Consider the following 22,630-nt stretch of genomic DNA (forward strand, 5'->3'; position numbering starts at 1 on the left):
GTGTTCGGGGTCGAATCGCCACCCTTTGGTCGCGAAGGTTGATGCTTGGCGGTGGTTTCCGCTGGGTTAAAGCTGATCGTTCGCCGGCACGCCGTTGTGTCGTTTCCATTGGAGGGGGCTGGCGGGGGCGGATGTGGATTCCGTGAACAGGGTATTTTCCTACGAGACAGGGATTGTGCCCAAGAATCCCCCCCCCCATCATTTTTCTGACAACGATTGCAGAAACCGCAAAACAGTCGCGTGGCGCGGTTTGTCGGTGGTTACACTAATGACTATGACAGAGAACAATGAGAGTGAAGAACGTCTGGCACGGCCGCTGATTCGCTTGGCCCGGCTGGTTGGAATCGCCACAAGCTACACCGGCATGAGTCATGACTGGCATGAGATCGACGATGACGTCCTGATCGAAGTGCTGGCCGCGCTCGGCATCGACGCCCGCGACGAGGCCGTCGCGCTCGACTCCATCCGCGGAATCCTGCACGAACGCCATGGCCGTTTGGTCGCCCCCACCGTGCTGCATATCGCCGGCCGTGAAGGCCGCGTGCTGGTGAACACCGGAATCCTGGAGATCCCTTCGGGCTCGATCACCCTGGAGAGCGGTGAGGAATACGGAAGCGCGCTGGTCCCCGGACCGGGCGACGGCTCGAAGGCCTACGAGGTGGACGGCAGGTTCGTCTCCACCGCCTCGCTCGTCATTCCCGAAGACCTGCCGGCCGGCTACCATACCCTGCACGTCACGGTCGCCGGCCGCACCGAGAGCGCCACGCTGATCAGCGCCCCCGAACGGGTGGAATTGCTGGATGGGATGAAGTCCGGCAGCCTGTGGGGGTGGATGGCGCAGCTGTACTCCATCCGTTCCGCCGGATCGTGGGGCGTGGGTGATTACGAGGATCTCAAAACCCTGCTGGTGGAGTCCAAGCGGCGCACGGGTGCCGATTTCATGCTGATCAATCCGATGCATGCGGCCGAGCCCGTCTCCCCGCTGACCCCATCGCCGTATCTGCCGGTTTCGCGAAGCCTGGTGAACTTCACCTACATCCGCCCCGAAACCGTCGCCGAATACGCGAGGCTGGACGAGGCCTCGCGCGCCCAGGTCGACGCGCTTCACGCCGAAACCGATCCGTTGAACGGCGATTCGCAGATCATCGACCGCGACACCATGTGGGGTGTGAAGATGCGCGCGCTGTGGCTGATCTTCAAAGCCGGGCGCACCGCGGAACGCCAGGCGGACTTCGACGCGTTCAAAGCGGAGCAGGGCGATGATCTGGAAGCCTATGCCACGTGGTGCCTGTGCTATGACAAGTGGGGCGCGCCCGATGGAAGCGAAGGGAACTGGGAGCGCGTGCTCACCAAGGATTCCGAGCAGGTCGTCGCGTTGAGGGAGCAGTTCCCCGACACGCTCGATTTCTACCGCTGGCTGGAGTGGATCGCCGTGGAGCAGTTCAACGCGGCGCAGCAGGCCGCCCGCGACGCGGGACTGGCCATCGGCGTGATGGCCGATCTGGCCGTCGGCGTGCATCCCAACGGCTCCGAAGTGTGGTGGAATCCCGAGCGCTTCGCCAAGGGCGCGACCGTGGGCGCCCCTCCGGACATGTTCAACCAACAGGGCCAGAATTGGAGCCAGCCTCCGTTGAACCCGCTTGATCTGGAACGTACCGGCTATGCCGCCTACCGTCAGATGGTGCACGGCATGTTCGCCCGCGCCGGCGCGGTGCGCATCGACCATATCCTCGGATTGTTCCGCCTGTGGTGGATTCCCGAGGGCCGCAGCGCGACGGACGGCGCCTACGTGCACTACGATGCCGATGTCATGCTGGGCATCCTCGCGCTGGAGGCCTCGCGTGCCGGCGGCGTCGTCGTCGGCGAGGACTTGGGTGTGGTTCCCGAGTATGTGGCCGACTCGCTGTCCTCGCACGGCCTGCTGGGCTGCGCGGTCGAATGGTTCGAGCAGCGCGACGGCGTGTTCCGCACGCCGAAGCAGTGGCGCGAATACGCGCTCGCCTCGGTGAACACGCATGATATGCCGCCGGCGGCCGGTTATCTCGAATACGAGCATGTGAAGATCCGCGAGCGTCTGGGATTGCTGTCCGGGCCGGTCGAGGAGTTCCAGGCCAGCGCCCAGGCCGAGCAGGACGCGATGATCGCGATGCTGGTCGACAACGGCTATCTCGACGCGCAGGCCGCGGCGGATCGTGTGGCCAACGAGAAGGCGATTGTGGAGGCTCTGTACCGCGCGCTCACCGATTCGCCGTGCAAGCTGCTCGCCGCCTCGATCACCGACGCGGTGGGCGAGAAGCGCGCGCAGAACCAGCCGGGCACCAACAACGAGTATCTGAACTGGCGTATCCCGTTGGGCGACGAGCGGGGCAACGTGGTTCCGGTCGAAGGGCTGTTCGACCGTGAATCCGTGCAGCGCATCGCCGCGATTATGCGGGGCTGACGCGCAACCCGCTGGTTGCCTAAAGTCAAGGCCGGCGATATACTAGTGGATTGTTGTGTTTCCCTAAGGGGTCCTTCAAAGCGCTTTCCCACTCGCCATCGAGGACTTTCAGGGAGCCCACGGATAATGAGGCTTGAAAAGCCGGGCTTTGCGCCGCTTCAACGCATGCCCGGATTTGGACGGCCCGGAACACAATGAATAGAAAAGGTACACTAGTGAAAACTTTCACTCCGAAGCCAGCTGATTTGACTCATGACTGGTACGTTGTCGACGCCACCGACGTGGTGCTCGGTCGTCTCGCCTCCCAGGTCGCAACCCTGCTGCGCGGCAAGAACAAGCCGACCTACGCGCCCCACGCCGATTCCGGCAACCATGTGATCATCATCAACGCCGACAAGATTGCTCTGACCGGCAACAAGATGGGCAAGGAACTCTACATGCACTCCGGCCGTCCGGGCGGTCTGCGTCGCGATTCCTACGCCGAGCTGCTCGCGAAGAACCCCGAGCGCATCATCCGTTCCGCCGTCAAGGGCATGCTGCCGAAGAACCGTCTGGCCAAGGTGCAGCTTGATCGTCTGCGCATCTTCCGCGGCGCCGAGCATCCGCACGTCGCCCAGAAGCCGCAGGCTTTCGAGATCGCCCAGGTCTCGCAGCAGGCCAAGTGAACCGTAGGAGGAGATAAGAATCATGGCTGAAAACACCAACGACTCCCAGGTTCAGGAGACCGAAGAGCTCACCAGCTACACCACCGAGACCAACGCGGGTGCCGGCACCGGCACGTCCGCGATCGAGCCGGGCTACGGCACCGGTCGCCGCAAGGAAGCAGTCGCCCGCGTGCGCCTGATTCCGGGTTCCGGCAAGTGGACCATCAACGGCCGCACCCTGGAGGAGTACTTCCCCTCCAAGCTGCTGCAGCGTGAGGTCAACTCCCCGATCGTGCTGCTCAAGCTCGAAGGCAAGTTCGACGCGATCGTCCTCGTCGACGGCGGCGGCACCACCGGCCAGGCCGGTGCCATCCGTCTCGGCGTGGCCCGCGCGCTCAACGCCATCGACCGCGATGCCAACCGCGCCACCCTGAAGAAGGCTGGCTTCCTGACCCGCGACTCCCGTGTCGTGGAGCGCAAGAAGGCCGGTCTGCACAAGGCTCGCCGCGCACCGCAGTTCTCCAAGCGTTAAGCTTGGCGCGACACGCGTTATACGAAAGGCTCCCGGATCATCCGGGGGCCTTTCTCGTTTCTTGATGGGAACCGTCATCCCATGGAGATGTTTGCGCCTCGTCGCGCTCCGCTCAGCGTGATGAATAACCGTTATCATCGTCATCCCGAGCGTAGTCGAGGAATCTCCCTTCGCCAGGAGATCCCTCGACTACGCTCGGGATGACGGCGTTGCGGGTGGCTGCTATCCCACCTGTTTCATCAGGCTGATGCTCAAGGCGGGTGCCGTCCAGACATTGTCGTCGGGCTGTTCCGCCGTGGACGCGCCCTCCGATTGTGGTTGCGATTGCGATTGCGATTGGACCGGGGATTGTGGGCTGGTTTGGGCGGCCGATGATCCGCGTGCGGCGTCGCGTGCGCCCGCGTCGTGCATGCCGCCGGTATGCGCGTCCGCGTCGCGTGCGGCCGGCATCGCCAGGGATCCGGCTCCGCCCTTCGCCTCGCCCATCGACACCAGATGGATCGCATCGCCGTTCGTCGAGCGTTCCTGCATCCGCTTGATCAGATAATGCACGGAGCTGTCGGGCGGCACGTTTTTCGTCCATGTGGATTGCGAGTCGTCCGTGGGCAGATCCTCCGCCGCCAACCCATGTCCGGGACGCTGTCCGGTCGATTCCGCCGAGCTCCACAACGACGTCCATTCACTGTCGGACGGTAGGCGGAAGGGGACATCCTCGTTCACGCCGTTGACGAGCAGCAGCACGTCCACCTCGTTGTTGGAGAGCAGGCGCATGGTGAAGCTGCGCATCCCCAGATCGAACCAGTCGCGTTCCATGGGGGTCGTGCCGTTGGGCAGGAACCACTGCACGCGGCTGGAGGGTTTGAGCAGTCCCAGCTGGCTCAATCGCGTGAAGAAATCCTCATGGTGGAACATGTCCAGCGAGCGCCGCAGCGACAGCAGCCGTGAGACGTTGTCCAGACGGTTCATCTGGGGCGTCTTCTCCGGGGCGTACAGCCAGTCCCACGTCAGCCAGGTGATGTCGTTGTCCTGGCTGTAGGGGTTGTTGTTGCCGTGCTGCGTGTTGCCGAACTCGTCTCCGGCGAGCATCATCGGGGTGCCGAGGCTGAGCAGCAGCGTGCCCAGCATGTTCATCGCCGCCCGCTCGCGTTTGAGTATGATGGCGGGGTCGTCGCTCGGTCCCTCCACGCCGAAGTTGGCGGAGTGGTTCACATTCGAGCCGTCGTTGTTGTTCTCTCCGTTGACCTCGTTGTGCTTGACGGCGTATTGCGTCAGGTCGGTGAGGGTGAAGCCGTCGTGGCAGGAGACGTAGTTGATCGAGGACGAGGCGCCGCGTCCGGGGTCGGTGGCGAACAGGTCCGCCGATCCGCACAGTCGCGTGGCCATTTCCTGCATGCCGACGCGGCCCGATCCGGGGCCGGCCTCCGTGTCGGTGAGCCAGAAGGTTCGGGTCGTGTCCCGGAAGCGGTCGTTCCACTCGCCGAAGGGACTGCCGAACTGGCCGGTGCGCCAGCCGAGATTGCCCAGATCCCACGGTTCCATGATGAGTTTGAGATTGCCGAGCAGCAGGTCGGAGCGCAGCGCGTACAGGAAGGGGTGGTGGCGGGTGAATTCGCCGTCGAGCCGGGCGAGCGAGGCCGCCAGGTCGAAGCGGAATCCGTCGATGCCGATGCGTTTGGCCCAGTAGCGCAGCGAATCGATGGCGAAGGTGATCACATGCGTGTTCGTGAAGTCGAGGCTGTTGCCGCAGCCTGTGGTGTCTTCGAGCCGGCCGGCGTTGTCTTTCTGATGCCGGTAGTAGGAGACGGAGTCCAGACCGCGCCAGCAGGCGGTCGGCCCCTCCACGCCGCCTTCGCAGGTGTGGTTGTAGACCACGTCCATGATGACCTCGAAGCCCGCCTCGTGCAGGGCGCGCACCATGTCGATGACCTCCTGGCGTACCGCGCCGGCGCCTTGCTCGCGCGCCGCCTTGGTGGCGTAGGAGGGTTCGGGGGAGAAGTAGTTCAGTGTGGAATATCCCCAATAGTTGCTGCGGCCGTGCTCTTGGAGGAACAGTTCGTCCTGTTTGGCCTGGATGGGCAGCAGCTCGAGGGATGTGACGCCGAGGTTCTGCAGATAGCTTAAGGTGATGGGGTGCGCGAGGCCCGCGTAGGTGCCGCGCAGTTCCTCGGGCAGCCATGGGGCGTTGGCGGTGAAGCCTTTGACGTGCAGCTCGTAGATCACCGTTTTGCTCCACGGCACGTGGGGATGGTCCGGGTCGCCCTCGTGTTTTTTGGAGTCGCGGTCGTCGATCGCCACCGATATGGGCATGTGTCCGAGCGAGTCGATGGTGTTCATGGGACCGAACGCGGATCCCTTCACTTTGCCGTCCACCACGTCGCAGTCGTAGGAGAAGGCGGCGGGGCATAGCTCCATGGAACCGTCGATGCCTTTGCCGTAGGGGTCGAGCAGCAGCTTGTACGGATTAAATCGCACGCCGTGCTTCGGGTCCCACGCGCCGTCCACGCGGTAGCCGTAGCGCATGCCGTCCCACGCTTTGGGCAGATGCACGTACCACAGGCCGTAGTTCGGCCCCTGCATGCGGAACAGCGTCTCGCGCACGTACAGCGATTCGATGACGCGCGAGCAGACGGCGAATTCCTGGATCTGACGCACGAAGGGCACGTTGGGGGTGTCGAACAGGCGGACGGATTCCCCGAAGAAGGCGCTGGGCTGGTCGATGGGTTCCAGCACGGACAGCCAGACTTGGTCGGCGGTTTCCGAGCGCACGACGGCGTCGGCGCCGCCGTCGTCGGTGAAGTACAGACCGGGCCTCGTCGCATACCGGTGAAGTTTCGGATTCCTCATAGCTTGTATTCTACCGACACGCCGTATAAACAAGTTTTAGAAAACGAATTTGCAAAACAGAATTAAATAAGATATGCTCGTTATCAACACCGCACCGCAGACGGAGCGGCGGCAAACACAAATCATCGTGGATCACACACTTTCGCAGTGGAAAGGACAACCATCATGAAGGCTCTCGTGCTCACCGGCGTCAAGGAATTCGAAATCCAGGAACTGCCGACCCCGACCATCGCGCCGAATGAGGTGCTGATCAACACCGCCTATGCGGGCGTGTGCGGCACCGACCATGATCTGTACGCCGGCCGCCCCGGCTCCGCCGCCGCCGTGCCGCCGATCGTGCTCGGCCACGAGAACTCCGGCGTGGTCGCCGCCGTCGGCTCGGAGGTCACCAATGTGGTCGTCGGCGACCGTGTGGCCGTCGACCCGAACATCTACTGCGGCCAGTGCGAGTTCTGCCTCACGCAGCGCCCCGAACTGTGCGACCATCTCTCCGCCGTAGGCGTGACCCGCGACGGCGGCCTCGCCGAACAGTTCACCGCCCCCGCCACCGTGGTCTACAAGCTGCCCGACAACGTCTCCCTGCGCGACGCGGCCGCCATCGAACCCGTCTCCTGCGGCGTGCACGGCCTCGACCTGCTCGACCTGCATCCCTACCAGAAGGCGCTGGTCATCGGAGACGGCTTCATGGGCCAGATCTTCGCCCAGCTGCTGCAGGCCTACGGCGTGCACCAGGTCGACCTCGCCGGCATCTTCGACGAGAAACTCAAGCGCAACCAGGAGGAGTTCGGCGTCGCCAACATCTACAACACCACCCGCGAGGCCATCCCCGCCGACTCCTACGACGTGGTGATCGAGGCCGTGGGTCTGCCCGCCACCCAGGCGCAGGCCGTGGCCGCCACCAAGAAGGGCGCGCAGGTGCTGATGTTCGGCGTCGGCCCGCAGGAGGCGCATTTCGAGATGAACACCTACGACATCTACAAGAAGCAGCTGACCATCCAAGGCTCCTTCATCAACCCGCTCACCTTCCGCGACGCGATCTCGCTGGTGTCGGCCGGCAAGATGAACATCGGCGGCCTGATCAGCCACGAGCTGGAACTCGAACAGGTGCAGGACTTCCTCGACGGCAAGATCACCGGCGTCTCCAAGGCCGTCGTCAAGCTCGGCAAGTGAGCTCCTCCCTCCCCGCCGCCGACGCCGGGCGCGCCCGCCGGGCGACGGCGGCACGTGTAATCCATGCCGCATATGTCCGCCGAGACCGTCTCGCCGGCGGGCATATGCCCAGTCAAGGAAAGAGTCAACGATGACCTCGTCTTTCACCTCTTCGCGCACCGCCGCGTCCGCGTCCGTTTCGCCGCGTCTCCCGGATGGCGTCGCGCTCGCCGCCTCGTCCCCGGCCGATCGGACCCGGAAGGAGTCTTCCCGGAACGCGGCTGGCCGCACCGCTTCGATGGGCACCACCATCGCCCTGTTCATCCTGTCCCTGCCGCTCAACGCGTTGGGCAACGTGCTCACCGCCGTCTCCAGCAACCGCGTCGCCGGCGAGGGCGCGCAGGCCTCCTATCTCGGCGCGGCGTTCTGGACCGCGGCCGAATACAATTTCGCCGATGTGCTGCCTGCATGGCTCAACGTCGGCGGCGTCTTCAACCTGCAGTTCTGGTCGTTCTTTCTGGTCGGTCTGGCGGTGATCGTCGTCAACCAGCTGCTGGTCGGCCGTGTGAACTGGACTCGCATCCTCGGCAATGTGATCTTCCTCGTGCCGTTCTCGCTGCTGGTGGGCGTGTTCACCGACTTCTTCCTCGGCCGTTACACGCCCGGTTGGGACGGTCTGCCCTATGCGGGCTCCAACGTCGCCATGCATGCGGCGTACGTGCTGGTGAACTTCGTCGGCGTCGCCTGCATCGCCATCGCCATCTCGATCTACCAGCGTGCGAACATCGCGTTGCATCCGGCCGACGACCTCATGCAGATCCTGCGGTTCAAATACTGCAAGGGGAACGCCGCGGTGGCCATGTGGCTGTCGTATGTGCCGCCGGCGCTGGTGGCCGTCGTCTCGATCGCGCTGCTGTCGGTGTCCAACGGGGGTCTGACGGTGAACTTCTTCGGTCTGGGCACCGTGTTCGCCTTCCTGTTCCAGGGCGGCATCACCGGCTGGGCCGACACGCACGTGTTCCCCTCGTTCAAGCATCAGGCACTCGACGTGGGCGCCGTGGCCGCATAACGCGGCGACGCTCGCGGGCCGGGTCCGGACGGCGGATCCGGTCGACGACGATATGCACGGCGTTGCGTTGATGAAACGTTTGGCCCGCGGACTTACCCTAGAAAACAAAACCCAATCCAATCCAAAGGAGGACCATGATGACCACACCTATGACCGCGTTCACCACCGACCTGCAGCATTCCGGCATGCCGGCCAAGGACCTGGACGAGACCATCGAGTTCTACACCACCAAGCTCGGCTTCGAACTGGCCGGCCTGTTCAAGAACGGCGAGAACCGCTGCGCCTTCCTGCGCTACGGGCATCTGACCATCGAAACCTGGGAGGGCGATCCCGCGCCGATGACCACGGGCGCGATCAACCATTGGGCCTTCGACACGCCGGACATCGAGGCCGCGTTCGAGAACGCGAAGGCGCTGGGGCTCGATTTCAAAGACACAGAGATCCAGTCCATTCCCTCGTTCTGGGACAACGGCATCCGCTATTTCAACGTCTACGGCCCCAACGGCGAGACCATCGAGTTCTGCCAGATCGTGTGAGGCATAAGATCCCTCGACTGCGCTGCGCTCCGCTCGGGATGACGGGTGTGAGGCGTTTGATTTGAGGATGAATGCGGGCTTGGCTTTGAAATGAAGCCAAGCCTTTTTCATTATGTTCCATTATTGTTTCATTGGATTTGCAATATGTTGCCGATATTCGTACAATGACAAAGTGGAAGCGATTTCTGCAAATCAGGCAAAGAAGCTTGCTTCTTTGGAATCGTTTACATTTATCACAGTGGTTCAATGATGAAAGGCAAACGATGCATAACGCAGGCAATGGTTTCGCCCGGATCGTGGCGATGGCGGCCAGTGTCGCGATGTTGGTGGGATTCGCTCCCATGGCATACGCCAACGATGCGACGGCGAGCGCGAGTCTGTCCGGCTATACGGATAAAAGCGCGATGAAATCCGAAGGCCGTGCCGTCGTGGACGCGGGAGAGCTGATCGTGACGGACGGTTCGGCCCCTTCCGGCAGCGGCACCACCTATTACGTCGATTCCGAAGGCGGCGACGACGCCAACGACGGCACGTCCGAGAACACGGCCTGGCAGTCGCTGGGCAAGGTGAACGAGACCGTTTTCCAACCCGGCGACCGCATCCTGCTCAAGGCGGGCAGCGTATGGGATGCCGAAGGCACGGAAGTGGCGCAGCTTGCCTACACCTGGCGCAGCGGCGAAGGCGATGCCGGCTTGAACAAAGCCGAATCGGCGCCGACCGCGATGCTCGCCCCGCAAGGCTCCGGCACCGCCGACGCTCCGATCGTGCTCTCCAGCTACGGAGACGGCGCGGCGCCCGAGCTCAACGGCCGCGGCGTGGTCAACGACGTGATCCAGCTGACCAACCAGCAGTATTGGGATATCTCCAATATCGAAGTCACCAACGTCACCGACGGATTCGACGCCTCCACGTTCGAGGTCGTCTCCGACAACGGCCAAGTGCCCGGCACCGAGAATCCCAAAACGGGCGACCTGCGCGGCGTGCACGTCTCGGGCGAGAACACGGCCAGCCTCAAGGGCTTCTCCATCCACAACATGTTCGTCCACGACGTCTCCGGCGTGACCTGGTCCGTGTCCAAGTCGGGCATCGACCGTTCGAAGCGCACCGGCGGCATCATGTTCGAAGGCACCGCGGGAGACGAGACCACGGCCACCCAGCTGTCCGAGATCGATATCTACGACAACATCATCGCCAACACCTCGTTCGGCAACATCGTGTTCAAGCAGTATTCCGGCAATTGGAACCGATCCAAGAAAACCGGCGTGGGCTGGGGCGACCGCATCGGCGCGGGGCGCGTAAGCACGGACGGCAGCTTCAAGGAAGACGCGTCGTGGGCGCCGCATACCGACATCACCGTGCATGACAACTATATGACCAACCCGACACACAGTACGGCTGGGATTCGCTGTACCTCACCTCCGTGCAGGACGCCACCGTCGAGAACAACGTCATCGACGCCTCCGGCGTGTCCGGTATGGAGATGTACTACTCCGACAACGTCGTGGTGCAGAACAACGACGTGGGCGAGATGCAGCATCGCACCGGCGCGGCCGACACCAACGGCATCGACCCGGACAGCTCCACCACCAACATCCTCATCCAGCACAACTACGTGCACGACTCCGGCGAAGGCATTCTGCTATGCGGCTTCTCCATGGGCTCGTCCGCCGTGGTGCGATACAACATCATCCGAGACATCGAACGCAACTACATCAATCCGCACGGCACCTACGGCGTGAACGTCATCTACAACAACCTGATGATCAACACCATCAAAGGCAACTCCGGCGGCAATATCCGCTTCTTCAACACGTCCGGCAGCAGCGGCTCCGTGTTGAAGACCAACAACACGCATCTGATGTTCAACAACGCCTTCGTCAACACCTACGAAAGCGCCACGGCCACCACATTCCAGACGGGCGACGGCGTCACCTACGACACCAACGCCTACTACGGCGTGAAGATGACGGCGCCCGAAACCGAGACGAACGCCATCACCGGAGATCTCAAGCTTTCCGGCAGCGTGTCCGAGAATCTGGCCAACGCGAAACTCGCCTCGGCGGATTCTCCGTTGCTCGCCTCCGGCAAGGATGTGAGGCTGTCCGAAATCGCTCCGAGCATCCACGTGACCGGCAACGGAACCGCGGACCTCACCGAGGCGAGCGTCGACTTCTTCGGCAACGCGGTCACCACCACCGCCAACATCGGCGCCGCCACCTATGAGGTGCCGGAAGGCAAGGCCGCCATCGCCGGCATGGTGCGCGACCAGGACGGCAACGCCGTACCGGGCGCGACCGTGACCATCGGGAACGGCGAGACTCTGACCGCCGACGAGAACGGCCATTACGGCGCGACCGTCGATCCGGGAGAATACACCTTCACCACCGCGGCCGACGGCTATGAAAACGGCGGCGAAACCTCGGTGGTGTTGGCATCCGGCGAACTGGCCGTCCAGGATCTCAAGCTTGGCGCGACGCTGACGGCCTACGGCACCATCGCAGGCACGGTCACCGCGCTCGGACTGCCTGTGGAAGGCGCGACCGTCACCGCGACCGGTGCCGACGACGTCATCGAAGGCACCGCGACCACAGACGCCGACGGCAGGTACTCGATCAGGGCCGAAGTCGCCGACGGCTATAAACTCGCCGTCTCCAAGAGCGGATACAGCGCGGGCGCGGCGGAAGGCGTGTCCGTGGCGAAGAACACCGCCGCCAAAGCGGACTTCGCGCTCACCCAGGTGGAGCCCGAGGTGAAGGTCGTCATCGACGAGAACTTCGACGATGAGACGACCGGCGACTTCACCGCAAGCGCCGACGGCGCGCTGGTCGCGGCGACCAACAGCAAGGTGGGCACCGTCACCGTGGAGGAGGATGCCGACAATCCTGGCAATAAATACCTGCACATCAACAAGACCTCGGGCTCCAAGGGCACACTGGGCGTGTACAACGCCGGGGCGCTGAACCTCAGCGGCGTCGTGACCATCGAAGCGCGTATCAAACGTGCCGTGCAAGGAACGGCAGGCAACCAGATCGCCCTCTACTCCTATACGGAAAGCGGCTGGAAGACGAGCGATCCGGCCGGCTCCGCCGGTCCGACCGCGACCTTCGGCATCGCCAACGGCAAGGTGTTCACCCATAAAGGACTGGACGACAAGAACCCCACCAATCTGGCCGATGCGGCGAACGGCGGCAACTGGATCGACGTCAAGGGCGTGTACGACACGGAGACCAACGCCTGGGAGGTGTTCGTCGACGGCGAATCGAAATTCCAAGGGGTTGGCCGAACCGCGGTGGAAACGCTCGACCGTCTCCTGTTCTTCATCAACGGCACCAACGTCGGCGACCTGCTGGTGGATTCCTTCAAGGTGACCCAAGGCGTGGCGCTGGCCGAGAACGACGCCACGCTCGCCACACTCGACGTGACCTCCGCCGCAGGCGACTCCGTGGCGCTCTCCCGCAGCGGCGACTCCTTCACCGGCACTGTGGACACCTTCGACGAGAAGGTGGTCCTGTCGGCGGGCGCGCTGAGCGGCGCCGCCACGGTGGCGATCAACGGCCAGAGCGTTGCGGCCGACGGCACCGTCGAGGTCGCGCTCGCCGCGCCGTCCAACAGCGACGCCGCGACGGTCGAGACCACGATTCCCGTGACCGTCACCGCCGCGGACGGGGCGACCACGCGTGAATACACGGTCGTCGTCTCCCGCACCAACCCCAGCCAGACCACCTATCTGAAGAGTCTGGCCGTGGAAGGCCACGAGTTCACCGCCACCTTCGACCGCACCAAGCAGGGTGAGGATCATCCGAACGTGGTGAACGGTGAGGTCGCGTCCGACGTGGAATCCGTCACCGTGACGTTCGAGCGCGGATGGACGACCGATCCCGGGCAAGGAATCAAGGTGAACGGCGAACTCGTCGCCGCCGACGTCAACGCCGTGGTCGTGCCGCTCGTCGAAGGCGAGAACACCATCACGGTGAACGCCGACTCCTACACCGGTGAGGCCAGCGACTACATCATCACCCTCACCCGCGCCTCCGCGCCGCCGACCGCTCCGGAAGGTTGGACGACCGTCGAGGATCTCGGCGAAACGCTCGGCTTCACTGAGTATGCGAGCGCGGAAAACGGTACGCTCACGCTTGGCGAGGGTATGGGAGCCTATAAGCACGCCAAAGCCACGCTGCCTGAATCGGTAAGCGCCGTGACGAAGGCCATAGTGGAATTCGATTGGAGCGCGACGATCAACAACAAGGGCGGCTTTGAGTTCCGCGATGCCGACGGAACGCTGGTGTTCGCCATCGGAGGCAAGAAAACCGAGGAACTTCGGTGGGCCACCGAAGCCAAGGGCGACGTGCTGTACGAGACTCTCGGTTCCGTGACGGATTCGGTGCTCACGCAATACGAGCCGCGGTGGAGCAGCGCCAAGCGGAGTGCCGCCGAAACGGTCCATGTGGCGCTGGAAGTGGACTTTGCCGCCGAGACGCCGGCGGCGGACGATACGAAGGCGACGAATGCGGGCACGGTGACGTATACCATCACCGACAAGCGGTCCGGTGCGGTCATCGCTTCCGAATCCGTCTCCACCACAGCCACATCGCTGGACCGCCTGTACGCGGTGAACTACTACAACACCGCCATCCAGACGGTCAGGAACTTCACGGTGTTCACTCCCATCGCCGACCCGGAGCCGGAACCCGAGCCCGAACCCGAGCCGGTCGACAAGGCCGCATTGGACGAGGCGATCGCTCGGATGGACGCCGCGGGCCTGGTCGAATCGGAGTACACGGCCGAATCGTGGGCGGTGTTCACCGAGGCGTTGGCCGACGCGAAGACGGCGTCCGCGGACGGTTCCGCCACCCAGGAGGCTGTGGACGCCGCCCTCGCCGCGCTGAACGAGGCATATGGGGCGTTGGAATCCGCTCCCGAACCCGAACCAGCTCCCGAACCCGAGCCTGAGCCCGAGCCGGAACCCTCTCCCGAACCCGAACCGGACGGCAACGGCGGATCCTGGCTGCAGTCGCTGCGCCAGTGGTGGTCGGCCTTGTGGAAGTCGCTCCTGTGGTGGCTGGGCTGATGGCGATGTCCGAACCCAGACGGATGGATCTGGTTCGGCGGCATGCCCGGCGAGCCTACTCGCCGCAGATCTCGTCGATGTAGGTTTGGACGAAGCGTAGGGCTGCGCCGATGATGTTCTGGTCATCGGCGCAGCTGCTTTTGCGCAGCTCGAAACGCTCCGAGGCGAAGGGGCTGAGCGCGTCCACACGGCGTTTGAGGTCGATGATGTCCGCGTCGTCGAGATAGCGCGCCGCCTCGCCGCCGATGATGATGTCGCCGGCGAGCACGGTGCGGATGTTCGCCACCGCCTGCGCCACATTGCCCAACCATTCGTCGAAGCGTTCGCGATGATCGCGTTCGCCCTGTTCCAGCACGCTGAAGAAGCCCGGCAGGCTTTCGCCGTCCTCCATCAGCGTCTCCGGCGAGCAGTAGACATCCATGCATCCGCGCTGCCCGCAACAGCATTCCGCGCCGCCGGGCACGAGGCGCATATGCTCGATGGTGCCGTTGCATTGGTTCGGCCCCTGGTAGAGCTGCCCGCCCACGATCACCGCGCCGCCCGGCCGGCGTTCCAGATACACGCAGACCGCGTCGGTGATGGTGGAATCGAACCATAGCTCGGCCATGGCGGAGGCGTCCGAGTCGTGGATCATCAGCGCGGGATAGTCGACGCCCTGCGCCAGCGTTTCCAGCGTCAGTCCGGTGTTTCCCACGATATTGCCGAAGGTGATGGTCCGCCCGTCGGGAGAGACGATGCCTTGGATGGAGAAGGCGACGCCGAGGATGGCGCTGCCCTGTTTGGCCACGGCGTCGGCGAATTCGGTGACCATCGCGCCGAGTTTGCGATAGTAGGCGTCGCTGTCGCGGTATTGGGTGGTTTTGTGCCTGCGGGCGATGACGCTGCCGCGCAGGTCCACGGCGCACATGGTGATGCCTCCGGCGCAGGCGGCCACACCGATGGCGGCGTGGGATGCGGGGGAGAACTCGTAGGTCTGCGCCTTGCGTCCGCCGGTGGATTCCTGCGGCGCGCCGCGGACGATCAGTCCCTCCTGCTCCAAGGCCCGCAGGTTGGCGGTGATGGTCGGCAGACTGAGTTCCAGCTCGCGTTCCAGCGTCTGTTTGGTGACGTCATGGTGCCGGTAGAGGTAGTCGGTGATGGCGCGGCGGTTCTGTTCCTTCAGCGCGGTGACGGATGCTGTCTTCATTGTCGGCTCCTTGACCCCTAGGCCGTATTCGACGATATCTCACATCACTTTATCAAAAGTGGTTGCCGAATGTGGGGATGAATCGACTGGCTTTGTCGCGTTGGCGATTGTGGATGAGGCATGAAAATGGCGTAATGGCAATGGTTTCTCGGGGAGAGGCGTTCAACTTTTATAAAATGATTTTAAAGAATGGTTTTGTGTGGAAAAACTTATAGAAAATATATTTCACAAAGTTTGTCCGAAGTGATGTTCGGTTTTGCACATTGAAACGGACAAAACCACTCAAATGTTCGAAAATAGCTGAATAAATTGCAAATATGAACAGAAATAGAACGTGAAACACACATAATATGATATCAAGTGTGCAACACGGCAAATGTGCAAAAGGGGCCATTCTCCGGTAATCTGTGACTTGGGTCACAGATAGATTCTGCGACAACAACCACCCTTTGCGACATCCTAGATCGAGGAGGACCGAAAGTGGCAGAAGCAAAGAAGAACATCGAGGCTACCAAGCCGAGCCCCGAAGAGAAGCAGGCCGCGGCCGAGGCCGAGGTCGACGCTCTCGTCAAGAAGGGCCTGAAGGCCCTTGAGGAGTTCGAGAAGCTGGATCAGGAGCAGGTCGACCGCATCGTCGCCAAGGCTTCGATCGCCGCTTTGAACAAGCACCTCGTGCTGGCGAAGATGGCCGTCGACGAGACCGGCCGCGGTCTCGTGGAAGACAAGGCCACCAAGAACATCTTCGCGTGCGAGCACGTCACCAATTACCTGGCCGGGCAGAAGACCGTCGGCATCATCCGCGAGGACGACGTCATGGGCATCGACGAGATCGCCGAGCCCGTGGGTGTGGTCGCGGGCGTGACCCCGGTCACCAACCCGACCTCCACCGCGATCTTCAAGTCGCTGATCGCCCTGAAGACCCGCTGCCCGATCGTGTTCGGCTTCCACCCGTTCGCCCAGAAGTGCTCCTCTGAGGCCGCGCGCATCGTGCGCGACGCGGCCGTCGAGGCCGGCGCTCCCGCGGACTGCATCCAGTGGATCGAGCATCCCTCCATCGAGGCGACCGGCGCGCTGATGAAGCACCCCGGCATCGCCACCATCCTGGCCACCGGCGGCCCGGGCATGGTCAAGGCCGCGTACTCCTCCGGCAAGCCCGCCCTCGGCGTGGGCGCCGGCAACGCCCCGGCCTACGTCGACTCGGACGTGGACATCGTGCGCGCCGCGAACGATCTGATCCTCTCCAAGCATTTCGACTACGGCATGATCTGCGCCACCGAACAGGCCATCATCGCCCACAAGGACGTCTACGCGCCGCTGGTCAAGGAACTCAAGCGCCGCAAGGCCTACTTCGTGAACGACGAGGAGAAGGCCAAGCTCGAGCAGTTCATGTTCGGCTGCACCGCCTTCTCGGGCAACAAGCCGGTCCTCAACTCCAAGGTGCCGGGCAAGTCCCCGCAGTGGATCGCCCGCCAGTCCGGCTTCGAGATCCCGGCCGACGCGACCATCCTGGCCGCCGAATGCAAGGAGGTCGGCGAGAACGAGCCCCTGACCATGGAGAAGCTCGGCCCCGTGCAGGCCGTGCTCAAGGCCAAGGACAAGGACGAGGCCTTCGTGATGTGCGAGCAGATGCTCGTGCACGGCGCGGGCCACACCGCCGCCATCCACACCAACAACCAGGATCTGGTGCGTGAGTACGGCCTCAGGATGCACGCCTGCCGCATCATCTGGAACTCCCCGAGCTCCCTGGGCGGCGTGGGCGACATCTACAACGCGGTCGCCCCGTCCCTGACCCTGGGCTGCGGCTCCTACGGCGGCAACAGCGTGTCCGGCAACGTGCAGGCCGTGAATCTCATCAACGTCAAGCGCATCGCCCGGAGGAACAACAACATGCAGTGGTTCAAGATCCCGCCGAAGACCTACTTCGAGCCGAACTCCGTCAAGTACCTGCGCGACATGTACGGCATCGAGAAGGCCGTCATCGTGTGCGACAAGGTGATGGAGCAGCTCGGCATCGTCGATAAGATCATCGACCAGCTGCGCGCCCGCGCCAACCGCGTCACCTTCCGCATCATCGACTACGTCGAGCCGGAGCCCTCGGTCGAGACCGTCGAGAAGGGCGCCGAGATGATGCGCGAGGAGTTCGAGCCCGACACGATCATCGCGGTCGGCGGCGGCTCCCCGATGGACGCGGCCAAGATCATGTGGCTGCTCTACGAGCACCCGGAAATCTCCTTCTCCGACGTGCGCGAGAAGTTCTTCGACATCCGCAAGCGCGCGTTCAAGATCCCGCCGCTGGGCAAGAAGGCCAAGCTCGTGTGCATCCCGACCTCGTCGGGCACCGGCTCCGAGGTGACCCCGTTCGCCGTGATCTCCGACCACAAGACCGGCTACAAGTACCCGATCACCGATTACGCGCTGACCCCGTCGGTCGCCATCGTCGATCCGGTGCTGGCCCGCACCCAGCCGCGCCGTCTCGCCTCCGACGCCGGCTTCGACGCCCTGACCCACTCGATGGAAGCCTACGTGTCCGTGTACGCGAACGACTTCACCGACGGCATGGCGCTGCACGCGGCCAAGCTCATCTGGGACAACCTGGCCGAATCCGTCAACGGCGAGCCCGGTGAGGACAAGACCCGCGCCCAGGAGAAGATGCACAACGCCGCCACCATGGCCGGCATGGCCTTCGGCTCCGCGTTCCTCGGCATGTGCCACGGCATGAGCCACACCATCGGCGCGCTGTGCCACATCGCCCACGGCCGCACCAACTCCATCCTGCTGCCGTACGTGATCCGCTACAACGGATCCGTTCCGGAGGAGCCCACCTCCTGGCCGAAGTACAACAAGTACATCGCCCCGGAGCGCTACCAGGACATCGCCCGCAACCTCGGCATCGACCCGGGCAAGACCCCGGCCGAAGCCGTCGAGAACCTGGCGAAGGCGGTCGAGGACTACCGCGACAACAAGCTCGGTATGAACAAGAGCTTCCAGGACTGCGGTGTGGACGAGGACTACTTCTGGAGCGTGCTCGACCAGATCGGCATGCGCGCCTACGAGGACCAGTGCGCCCCCGCGAACCCGCGCATCCCGCAGATCGAGGACATGAAGGACATCGCCATCGCCGCCTACTACGGCGTCAGCCAGGCCGAAGGCCACAAGCTGCGCGTCGAGCGCGAAGGCGAAGCCGCCACGGAGGAAGCCTCCGAGCGCTGATAACGCCTTGGCATTGAACTGACTGAAGGACCCGGCTCCATTCGGAGTCGGGTCCTTTTGCGTATGTGTGTGTGTATATATATAGGTATGGGCAGCATTGCGTAATGAGGTGGAACAGTTTTGTTATAAGGATGGCTCCGGCGGGTGAAAGCCCCACTGGGGCTTTCACTGATCCGCCTCGCGCAGTCTGCTTGTGCATTTCTTCGAAATGCGGCAGACTGCGCGGCGACACGCCCATATTCCTTAATCCGTACCTGATGCTTTAATTGAGAAGTTGCCTGTTTTGGGCTCGCATATTGGAATCAAAAAAGCGAGCGCGGACCAAGAATAACCACCAGTGGTTCTTGGAGGCCGCGCACTGATGACGGATGACCGCCAGTGGACGTATGTCCAAGGGAGGCCATGCGCGCCGGTGCCCTTAACGAAGCAGGATTGGTAAACAGTACACGAATCGCTAGAAAGGGCGGACGGCAATGGCGGGACAGAAAATCCGCATCAGGCTTAAGTCCTATGACCACGAGGTCATCGACCAATCGGCGAAGAAGATCGTCGAAACGGTGACGAACGCGGGCGCAACTGTTGTTGGCCCCGTTCCGCTGCCGACCGAGAAGAACGTTTTCTGTGTTATCCGTTCTCCTCACAAGTACAAGGATTCTCGCGAGCATTTCGAGATGCGCACGCACAAGCGTCTCATCGACATCGTGGACCCGACCCCCAAGGCCGTGGATTCCCTGATGCACATTGATCTGCCCGCGGACGTCAACATCGAGATCAAGCTGTAAGGGGAGGAGGAACCGCTATGTCGCAACGAGCAGATCGCAAGGCGCTGCTGGGCAAGAAGCTCGGCATGTCCCAGGTGTGGGATGAGAACGGCTTCTTCGTTCCCGTCACCCTGATCGACGTGTCCACCAACGTGGTCACCGCCATCAAGACCGATGAGACCGACGGTTACACCGCGGTGCAGATCGGCTATGGCGCGATCGACCCGACCAAGGTGACCAAGCCGCTGGCCGGCCACTTCGCCAAGGCCGGCGTCACCCCTCGCCGCCACCTCGTTGAGGTGCGCGAGGACAACGCCACCGAGTATGAGGTGGGCCAGGAGCTGACCGCCGAGGTGTTCGACGAGGGCACCGAGGTCGATATCACCGGCACCACCAAGGGCAAGGGCTTCGCCGGCACCATCAAGCGCTGGGGCTTCAAGTCCTACCGCCGTACCCACGGTTCGCACAAGAACGAACGTCGTCCCGGCTCCGTCGGCGCCTGCGCCACCCCGGGTCGCATTCTCAAGGGCAAGAAGATGGCCGGCCGTATGGGCCACGTCACTTCCACCGTGCAGAACCTCACCATCGTTTCCGCGGATGTTGAGAACGGTGTTATCGCCGTCAAGGGCGCCGTTCCCGGCCCCAAGGGCGGTATCGTTCTCGTCCGTTCGGCAGTGAAGGGAGCCTGATAGATCATGGCAAACGTTACTCTGAACGTCACCGACGCCAAGGGCAAGGCCTCCGGCACCGTCGAGGCGCCGGCCGAACTGTTCGGCATCTCCGCCGAGGACATCCAGTCCCACGTGCCGCTGGTGCACCAGGTCGTCGTGGCCCAGCTGGCCGCGGCCCGTCAGGGCACCCACTCCACCAAGACCCGCGCCAACGTTTCCGGCGGCGGCAAGAAGCCGTGGAAGCAGAAGGGCACCGGCCGCGCCCGTCAGGGCTCGACCCGCGCTCCGCAGTGGTACCACGGTGGCGTCGTGTTCGGCCCGCATCCGCGCAAGTACGACCAGCGCACCCCGAAGAAGATGAAGGCCGCGGCCCTGCGCTACGTCCTCTCCGATCGCGCCAACGCCGGTCGCATCGCCGTCGTGGACTTCGGCATCACCGAGCCGTCCACCAAGGCCGCCGTCGCCGCGCTGACCCCGATCACCGAGAACAAGTTCACCACGGTGGTCTTCACTCGTGACAACATCAACGAGTGGCTGTCCGTGCGCAACATCCCGACCGTTCACCCGATTTTCGTTGATCAGCTCAATACGTACGACGTGGTCACCGCGCAGTACGTGGTCTTCACGAAGGAAGCCCTCGAGGCTTTCGTCGCCGCCAAGACCGAGCCGAAGGAGGCCTGATTTAGATGGTCGCTATTCACAAGCCCGCACACGACGTGATTCTCAAGCCCGTCGTCTCCGAGAAGAGCTACGCCGCTTCCGACCAGGGACAGTACACCTTCGTGGTGGCCCCTGACGCGAACAAGGTGCAGATCAAGCAGGCAATCGAAGAGATCTTCAAGGTCAAGGTGACGAAGGTCAACACCCTCAACCGCGCCGGCAAGCGTCAGCGCACCCGCACCGGTTTCGGCCAGCGTGTTTCCCAGAAGCGCGCGATCGTGACCGTCGCCGAGGGCCAGACCATCGACATCTTTGGTAACTGAAGGCTAGCCGAGAAAGTCAAAGGAAGAACTACATTATGGCTATCCGCGTTTATAAGCCGACGACTGCAGGCCGCCGCAACGCGTCCGTCTCGGATTTCTCCGAGATCACGCGCTCCACGCCTGAGAAGTCGCTGGTTCGCAAGCTGTCCAAGACCGGCGGTCGCAACTCCTACGGCCGTATGACCTCCCGCCATCGCGGCGGCGGTCACAAGCGCCAGTACCGTCTCATCGACTTCAAGCGTTGGGACAAGGACGGCGTGCCCGCCAAGGTCGCCGAGATCGAGTACGATCCGAACCGCTCCGCCCGCATCGCCCTCCTGCACTACGCCGATGGCGAGAAGCGCTACATCATCGCGCCGAAGGGCGTCAAGCAGGGCGACGTCATCGAGACCGGCGCCCAGGCCGACATCAAGCCGGGCAACAACCTGCCGCTGCGCAACATCCCGACCGGTACCGTCGTGCACGCGATCGAGCTCCGCCCGCTGGGCGGCGCCAAGATCGCCCGCTCCGCCGGCACCTCGGTGCAGCTCGTCGCCAAGGACGGAAACCTCGCCCAGCTGCGTATGCCGTCCGGCGAAATCCGCAACGTCGACGCGCGCTGCCGCGCCACCGTCGGCGAGGTCGGCAACGAAGAGCACGCCAACGTGCAGCTCGGCAAGGCCGGTCGCGCCCGTTGGATGGGCAAGCGCCCGATCACCCGTGGTGAGTCCATGAACCCGGTCGACCACCCGCACGGCGGTCGTACCCGCGGCGGCAAGCCGCCGGTCTCCCCGTGGGGCAAGGGCGAAGTCCGTACTCGTCGTCCGAAGAAGGCTTCGAACAAGATGATTGTTCGTCGTCGTCCGAATGGCAAGAACCGCAAGTAAGGGAGTATCGAGAAGATGACTCGTAGCATCAAGAAGGGCCCCTTCGTCGACGCCCACTTGCAGAAGAAAGTCGACGATCAGAACGAGAAGGGCACGCACAACGTCATCAAGACGTGGTCGCGCCGTTCGATGATCACCCCGGACTTCATCGGACACACCTTCGCTGTTCATGACGGCCGCAAGCATGTTCCGGTGTTCGTCACCGAATCCATGGTCGGCCACAAGCTCGGTGAGTTCGCCCCCACGAAGACCTTCAAGGGTCACGTGAAGGACGACAAGAAGTCCCGCCGCTAAAGGAGAGAATGACACATGGAAGCTAAAGCAATTGCTCGTCACGTCCGCGTGACGCCGCGCAAGGCTCGCCGCATGGTCGACCTCATCCGAGGCAAGCAGGCGACCGAAGCCGTTACCATCCTCAAGTTCGCCCCCCAGTCCGCGGCCCTGCCGGTCCGCAAGGTTCTGGAGAGCGCCATCGCCAACGCCCGCGTCAAGGCCGAAAGGGCCGGCGAGCCGTTCCGCGAGAACGATCTGGTCATCAAGGAGACCTACGTCGATGAGGGCGTGACCATGAAGCGCTTCCGCGCTCGCGCCCAGGGCCGTGCCGCTCGTATCAACAAGCGCACCTCCCACATCACGGTCGTCGTCGCTAACAAGGAAGGAGCCCGCTAAAG

18 protein-coding genes are annotated in these 22,630 nt (G+C 63.2%); 16 read left to right on the forward strand and 2 right to left on the reverse strand.

Going from position 1 to position 22,630, the window contains the following annotated elements:
* Positions 1-274: 274 nt before the first annotated feature.
* From malQ to rpsI, 3 genes are all read left to right on the forward strand, one after another.
* Complete coding sequence (gene malQ, locus BL8807_RS06235; RefSeq protein ID WP_072724823.1) at positions 275-2,440, forward strand: 4-alpha-glucanotransferase; 2,166 nt, start codon at positions 275-277, stop codon at positions 2,438-2,440.
* Between the two features lie 215 nt (positions 2,441-2,655).
* The gene (gene rplM / locus BL8807_RS06240; protein WP_072724825.1) at positions 2,656-3,105 is read left to right on the forward strand and encodes a 50S ribosomal protein L13; all 450 of its coding nucleotides are present in this window, start codon (positions 2,656-2,658) and stop codon (positions 3,103-3,105) included.
* Between the two features lie 22 nt (positions 3,106-3,127).
* Positions 3,128-3,616, forward strand: coding sequence for a 30S ribosomal protein S9 (gene rpsI, locus BL8807_RS06245; protein ID WP_072724827.1), 489 nt, complete (start codon positions 3,128-3,130; stop codon positions 3,614-3,616).
* Positions 3,617-3,838: 222 nt separating this feature from the next.
* Here the strand turns inward: rpsI and glgX are convergent, their stop codons facing one another.
* Complete coding sequence (gene glgX / locus BL8807_RS06250; RefSeq protein WP_072724829.1) at positions 3,839-6,460, reverse strand: glycogen debranching protein GlgX; 2,622 nt, start codon at positions 6,458-6,460, stop codon at positions 3,839-3,841.
* Between the two features lie 165 nt (positions 6,461-6,625).
* Here glgX and BL8807_RS06255 point away from each other — a divergent pair, with 165 nt between their 5' ends.
* The 5 genes from BL8807_RS06255 to BL8807_RS06270 all read left to right on the forward strand — a co-directional run bounded on the left by BL8807_RS06255 (position 6,626) and on the right by BL8807_RS06270 (position 14,282).
* Complete coding sequence (locus tag BL8807_RS06255; protein WP_072724831.1) at positions 6,626-7,630, forward strand: zinc-dependent alcohol dehydrogenase family protein; 1,005 nt, start codon at positions 6,626-6,628, stop codon at positions 7,628-7,630.
* Between the two features lie 130 nt (positions 7,631-7,760).
* Positions 7,761-8,678 (forward strand): DUF6198 family protein, encoded by a 918-nt coding sequence (locus BL8807_RS06260; protein WP_205408851.1) that lies wholly within the window; start codon positions 7,761-7,763, stop codon positions 8,676-8,678.
* A gap of 137 nt (positions 8,679-8,815) precedes the next feature.
* Positions 8,816-9,214 (forward strand): VOC family protein, encoded by a 399-nt coding sequence (locus tag BL8807_RS06265; protein ID WP_072725092.1) that lies wholly within the window; start codon positions 8,816-8,818, stop codon positions 9,212-9,214.
* Positions 9,215-9,477: 263 nt separating this feature from the next.
* Positions 9,478-10,953, forward strand: coding sequence for a hypothetical protein (locus tag BL8807_RS11990; protein WP_226847284.1), 1,476 nt, complete (start codon positions 9,478-9,480; stop codon positions 10,951-10,953).
* Between the two features lie 515 nt (positions 10,954-11,468).
* Entirely contained in the window at positions 11,469-14,282 is a 2,814-nt protein-coding gene (locus BL8807_RS06270) for a carboxypeptidase regulatory-like domain-containing protein (RefSeq protein ID WP_226847516.1), read from the forward strand.
* A gap of 55 nt (positions 14,283-14,337) precedes the next feature.
* Here the strand turns inward: BL8807_RS06270 and BL8807_RS06275 are convergent, their stop codons facing one another.
* Complete coding sequence (locus BL8807_RS06275) at positions 14,338-15,468, reverse strand: ROK family transcriptional regulator (protein WP_072724835.1); 1,131 nt, start codon at positions 15,466-15,468, stop codon at positions 14,338-14,340.
* Positions 15,469-15,948: 480 nt separating this feature from the next.
* Here BL8807_RS06275 and adhE point away from each other — a divergent pair, with 480 nt between their 5' ends.
* From adhE to rplV, 8 genes are all read left to right on the forward strand, one after another.
* On the forward strand, positions 15,949-18,678 hold the full coding sequence (gene adhE, locus BL8807_RS06280; protein WP_072724837.1) for a bifunctional acetaldehyde-CoA/alcohol dehydrogenase: 2,730 nt from the start codon (positions 15,949-15,951) through the stop codon (positions 18,676-18,678).
* Positions 18,679-19,151: 473 nt separating this feature from the next.
* Positions 19,152-19,460, forward strand: coding sequence for a 30S ribosomal protein S10 (gene rpsJ, locus BL8807_RS06285; protein ID WP_003827292.1), 309 nt, complete (start codon positions 19,152-19,154; stop codon positions 19,458-19,460).
* Positions 19,461-19,477: 17 nt separating this feature from the next.
* Positions 19,478-20,128 (forward strand): 50S ribosomal protein L3, encoded by a 651-nt coding sequence (gene rplC / locus BL8807_RS06290; RefSeq protein ID WP_072724839.1) that lies wholly within the window; start codon positions 19,478-19,480, stop codon positions 20,126-20,128.
* 6 nt (positions 20,129-20,134) lie between these two features.
* Positions 20,135-20,791 carry a 50S ribosomal protein L4 gene (gene rplD / locus BL8807_RS06295; protein WP_072724841.1) on the forward strand — a complete coding sequence of 219 codons (657 nt, stop codon included), beginning with the start codon at positions 20,135-20,137 and terminating at the stop codon, positions 20,789-20,791.
* 5 nt (positions 20,792-20,796) lie between these two features.
* The gene (rplW, locus tag BL8807_RS06300) at positions 20,797-21,093 is read left to right on the forward strand and encodes a 50S ribosomal protein L23 (RefSeq protein ID WP_072724843.1); all 297 of its coding nucleotides are present in this window, start codon (positions 20,797-20,799) and stop codon (positions 21,091-21,093) included.
* Positions 21,094-21,128: 35 nt separating this feature from the next.
* Positions 21,129-21,959, forward strand: a complete 831-nt coding sequence (gene rplB, locus BL8807_RS06305; RefSeq protein ID WP_072724845.1) for a 50S ribosomal protein L2 — start codon at positions 21,129-21,131, stop codon at positions 21,957-21,959.
* Positions 21,960-21,974: 15 nt separating this feature from the next.
* Positions 21,975-22,253, forward strand: a complete 279-nt coding sequence (rpsS, locus tag BL8807_RS06310; RefSeq protein WP_072724847.1) for a 30S ribosomal protein S19 — start codon at positions 21,975-21,977, stop codon at positions 22,251-22,253.
* Between the two features lie 15 nt (positions 22,254-22,268).
* The gene (gene rplV / locus BL8807_RS06315; protein ID WP_072724849.1) at positions 22,269-22,628 is read left to right on the forward strand and encodes a 50S ribosomal protein L22; all 360 of its coding nucleotides are present in this window, start codon (positions 22,269-22,271) and stop codon (positions 22,626-22,628) included.
* Positions 22,629-22,630: the final 2 nt, after the last annotated feature.

It is taken from the genome of Bifidobacterium lemurum (assembly GCF_014898175.1).
GTDB lineage: Bacteria > Actinomycetota > Actinomycetes > Actinomycetales > Bifidobacteriaceae > Bifidobacterium > Bifidobacterium lemurum.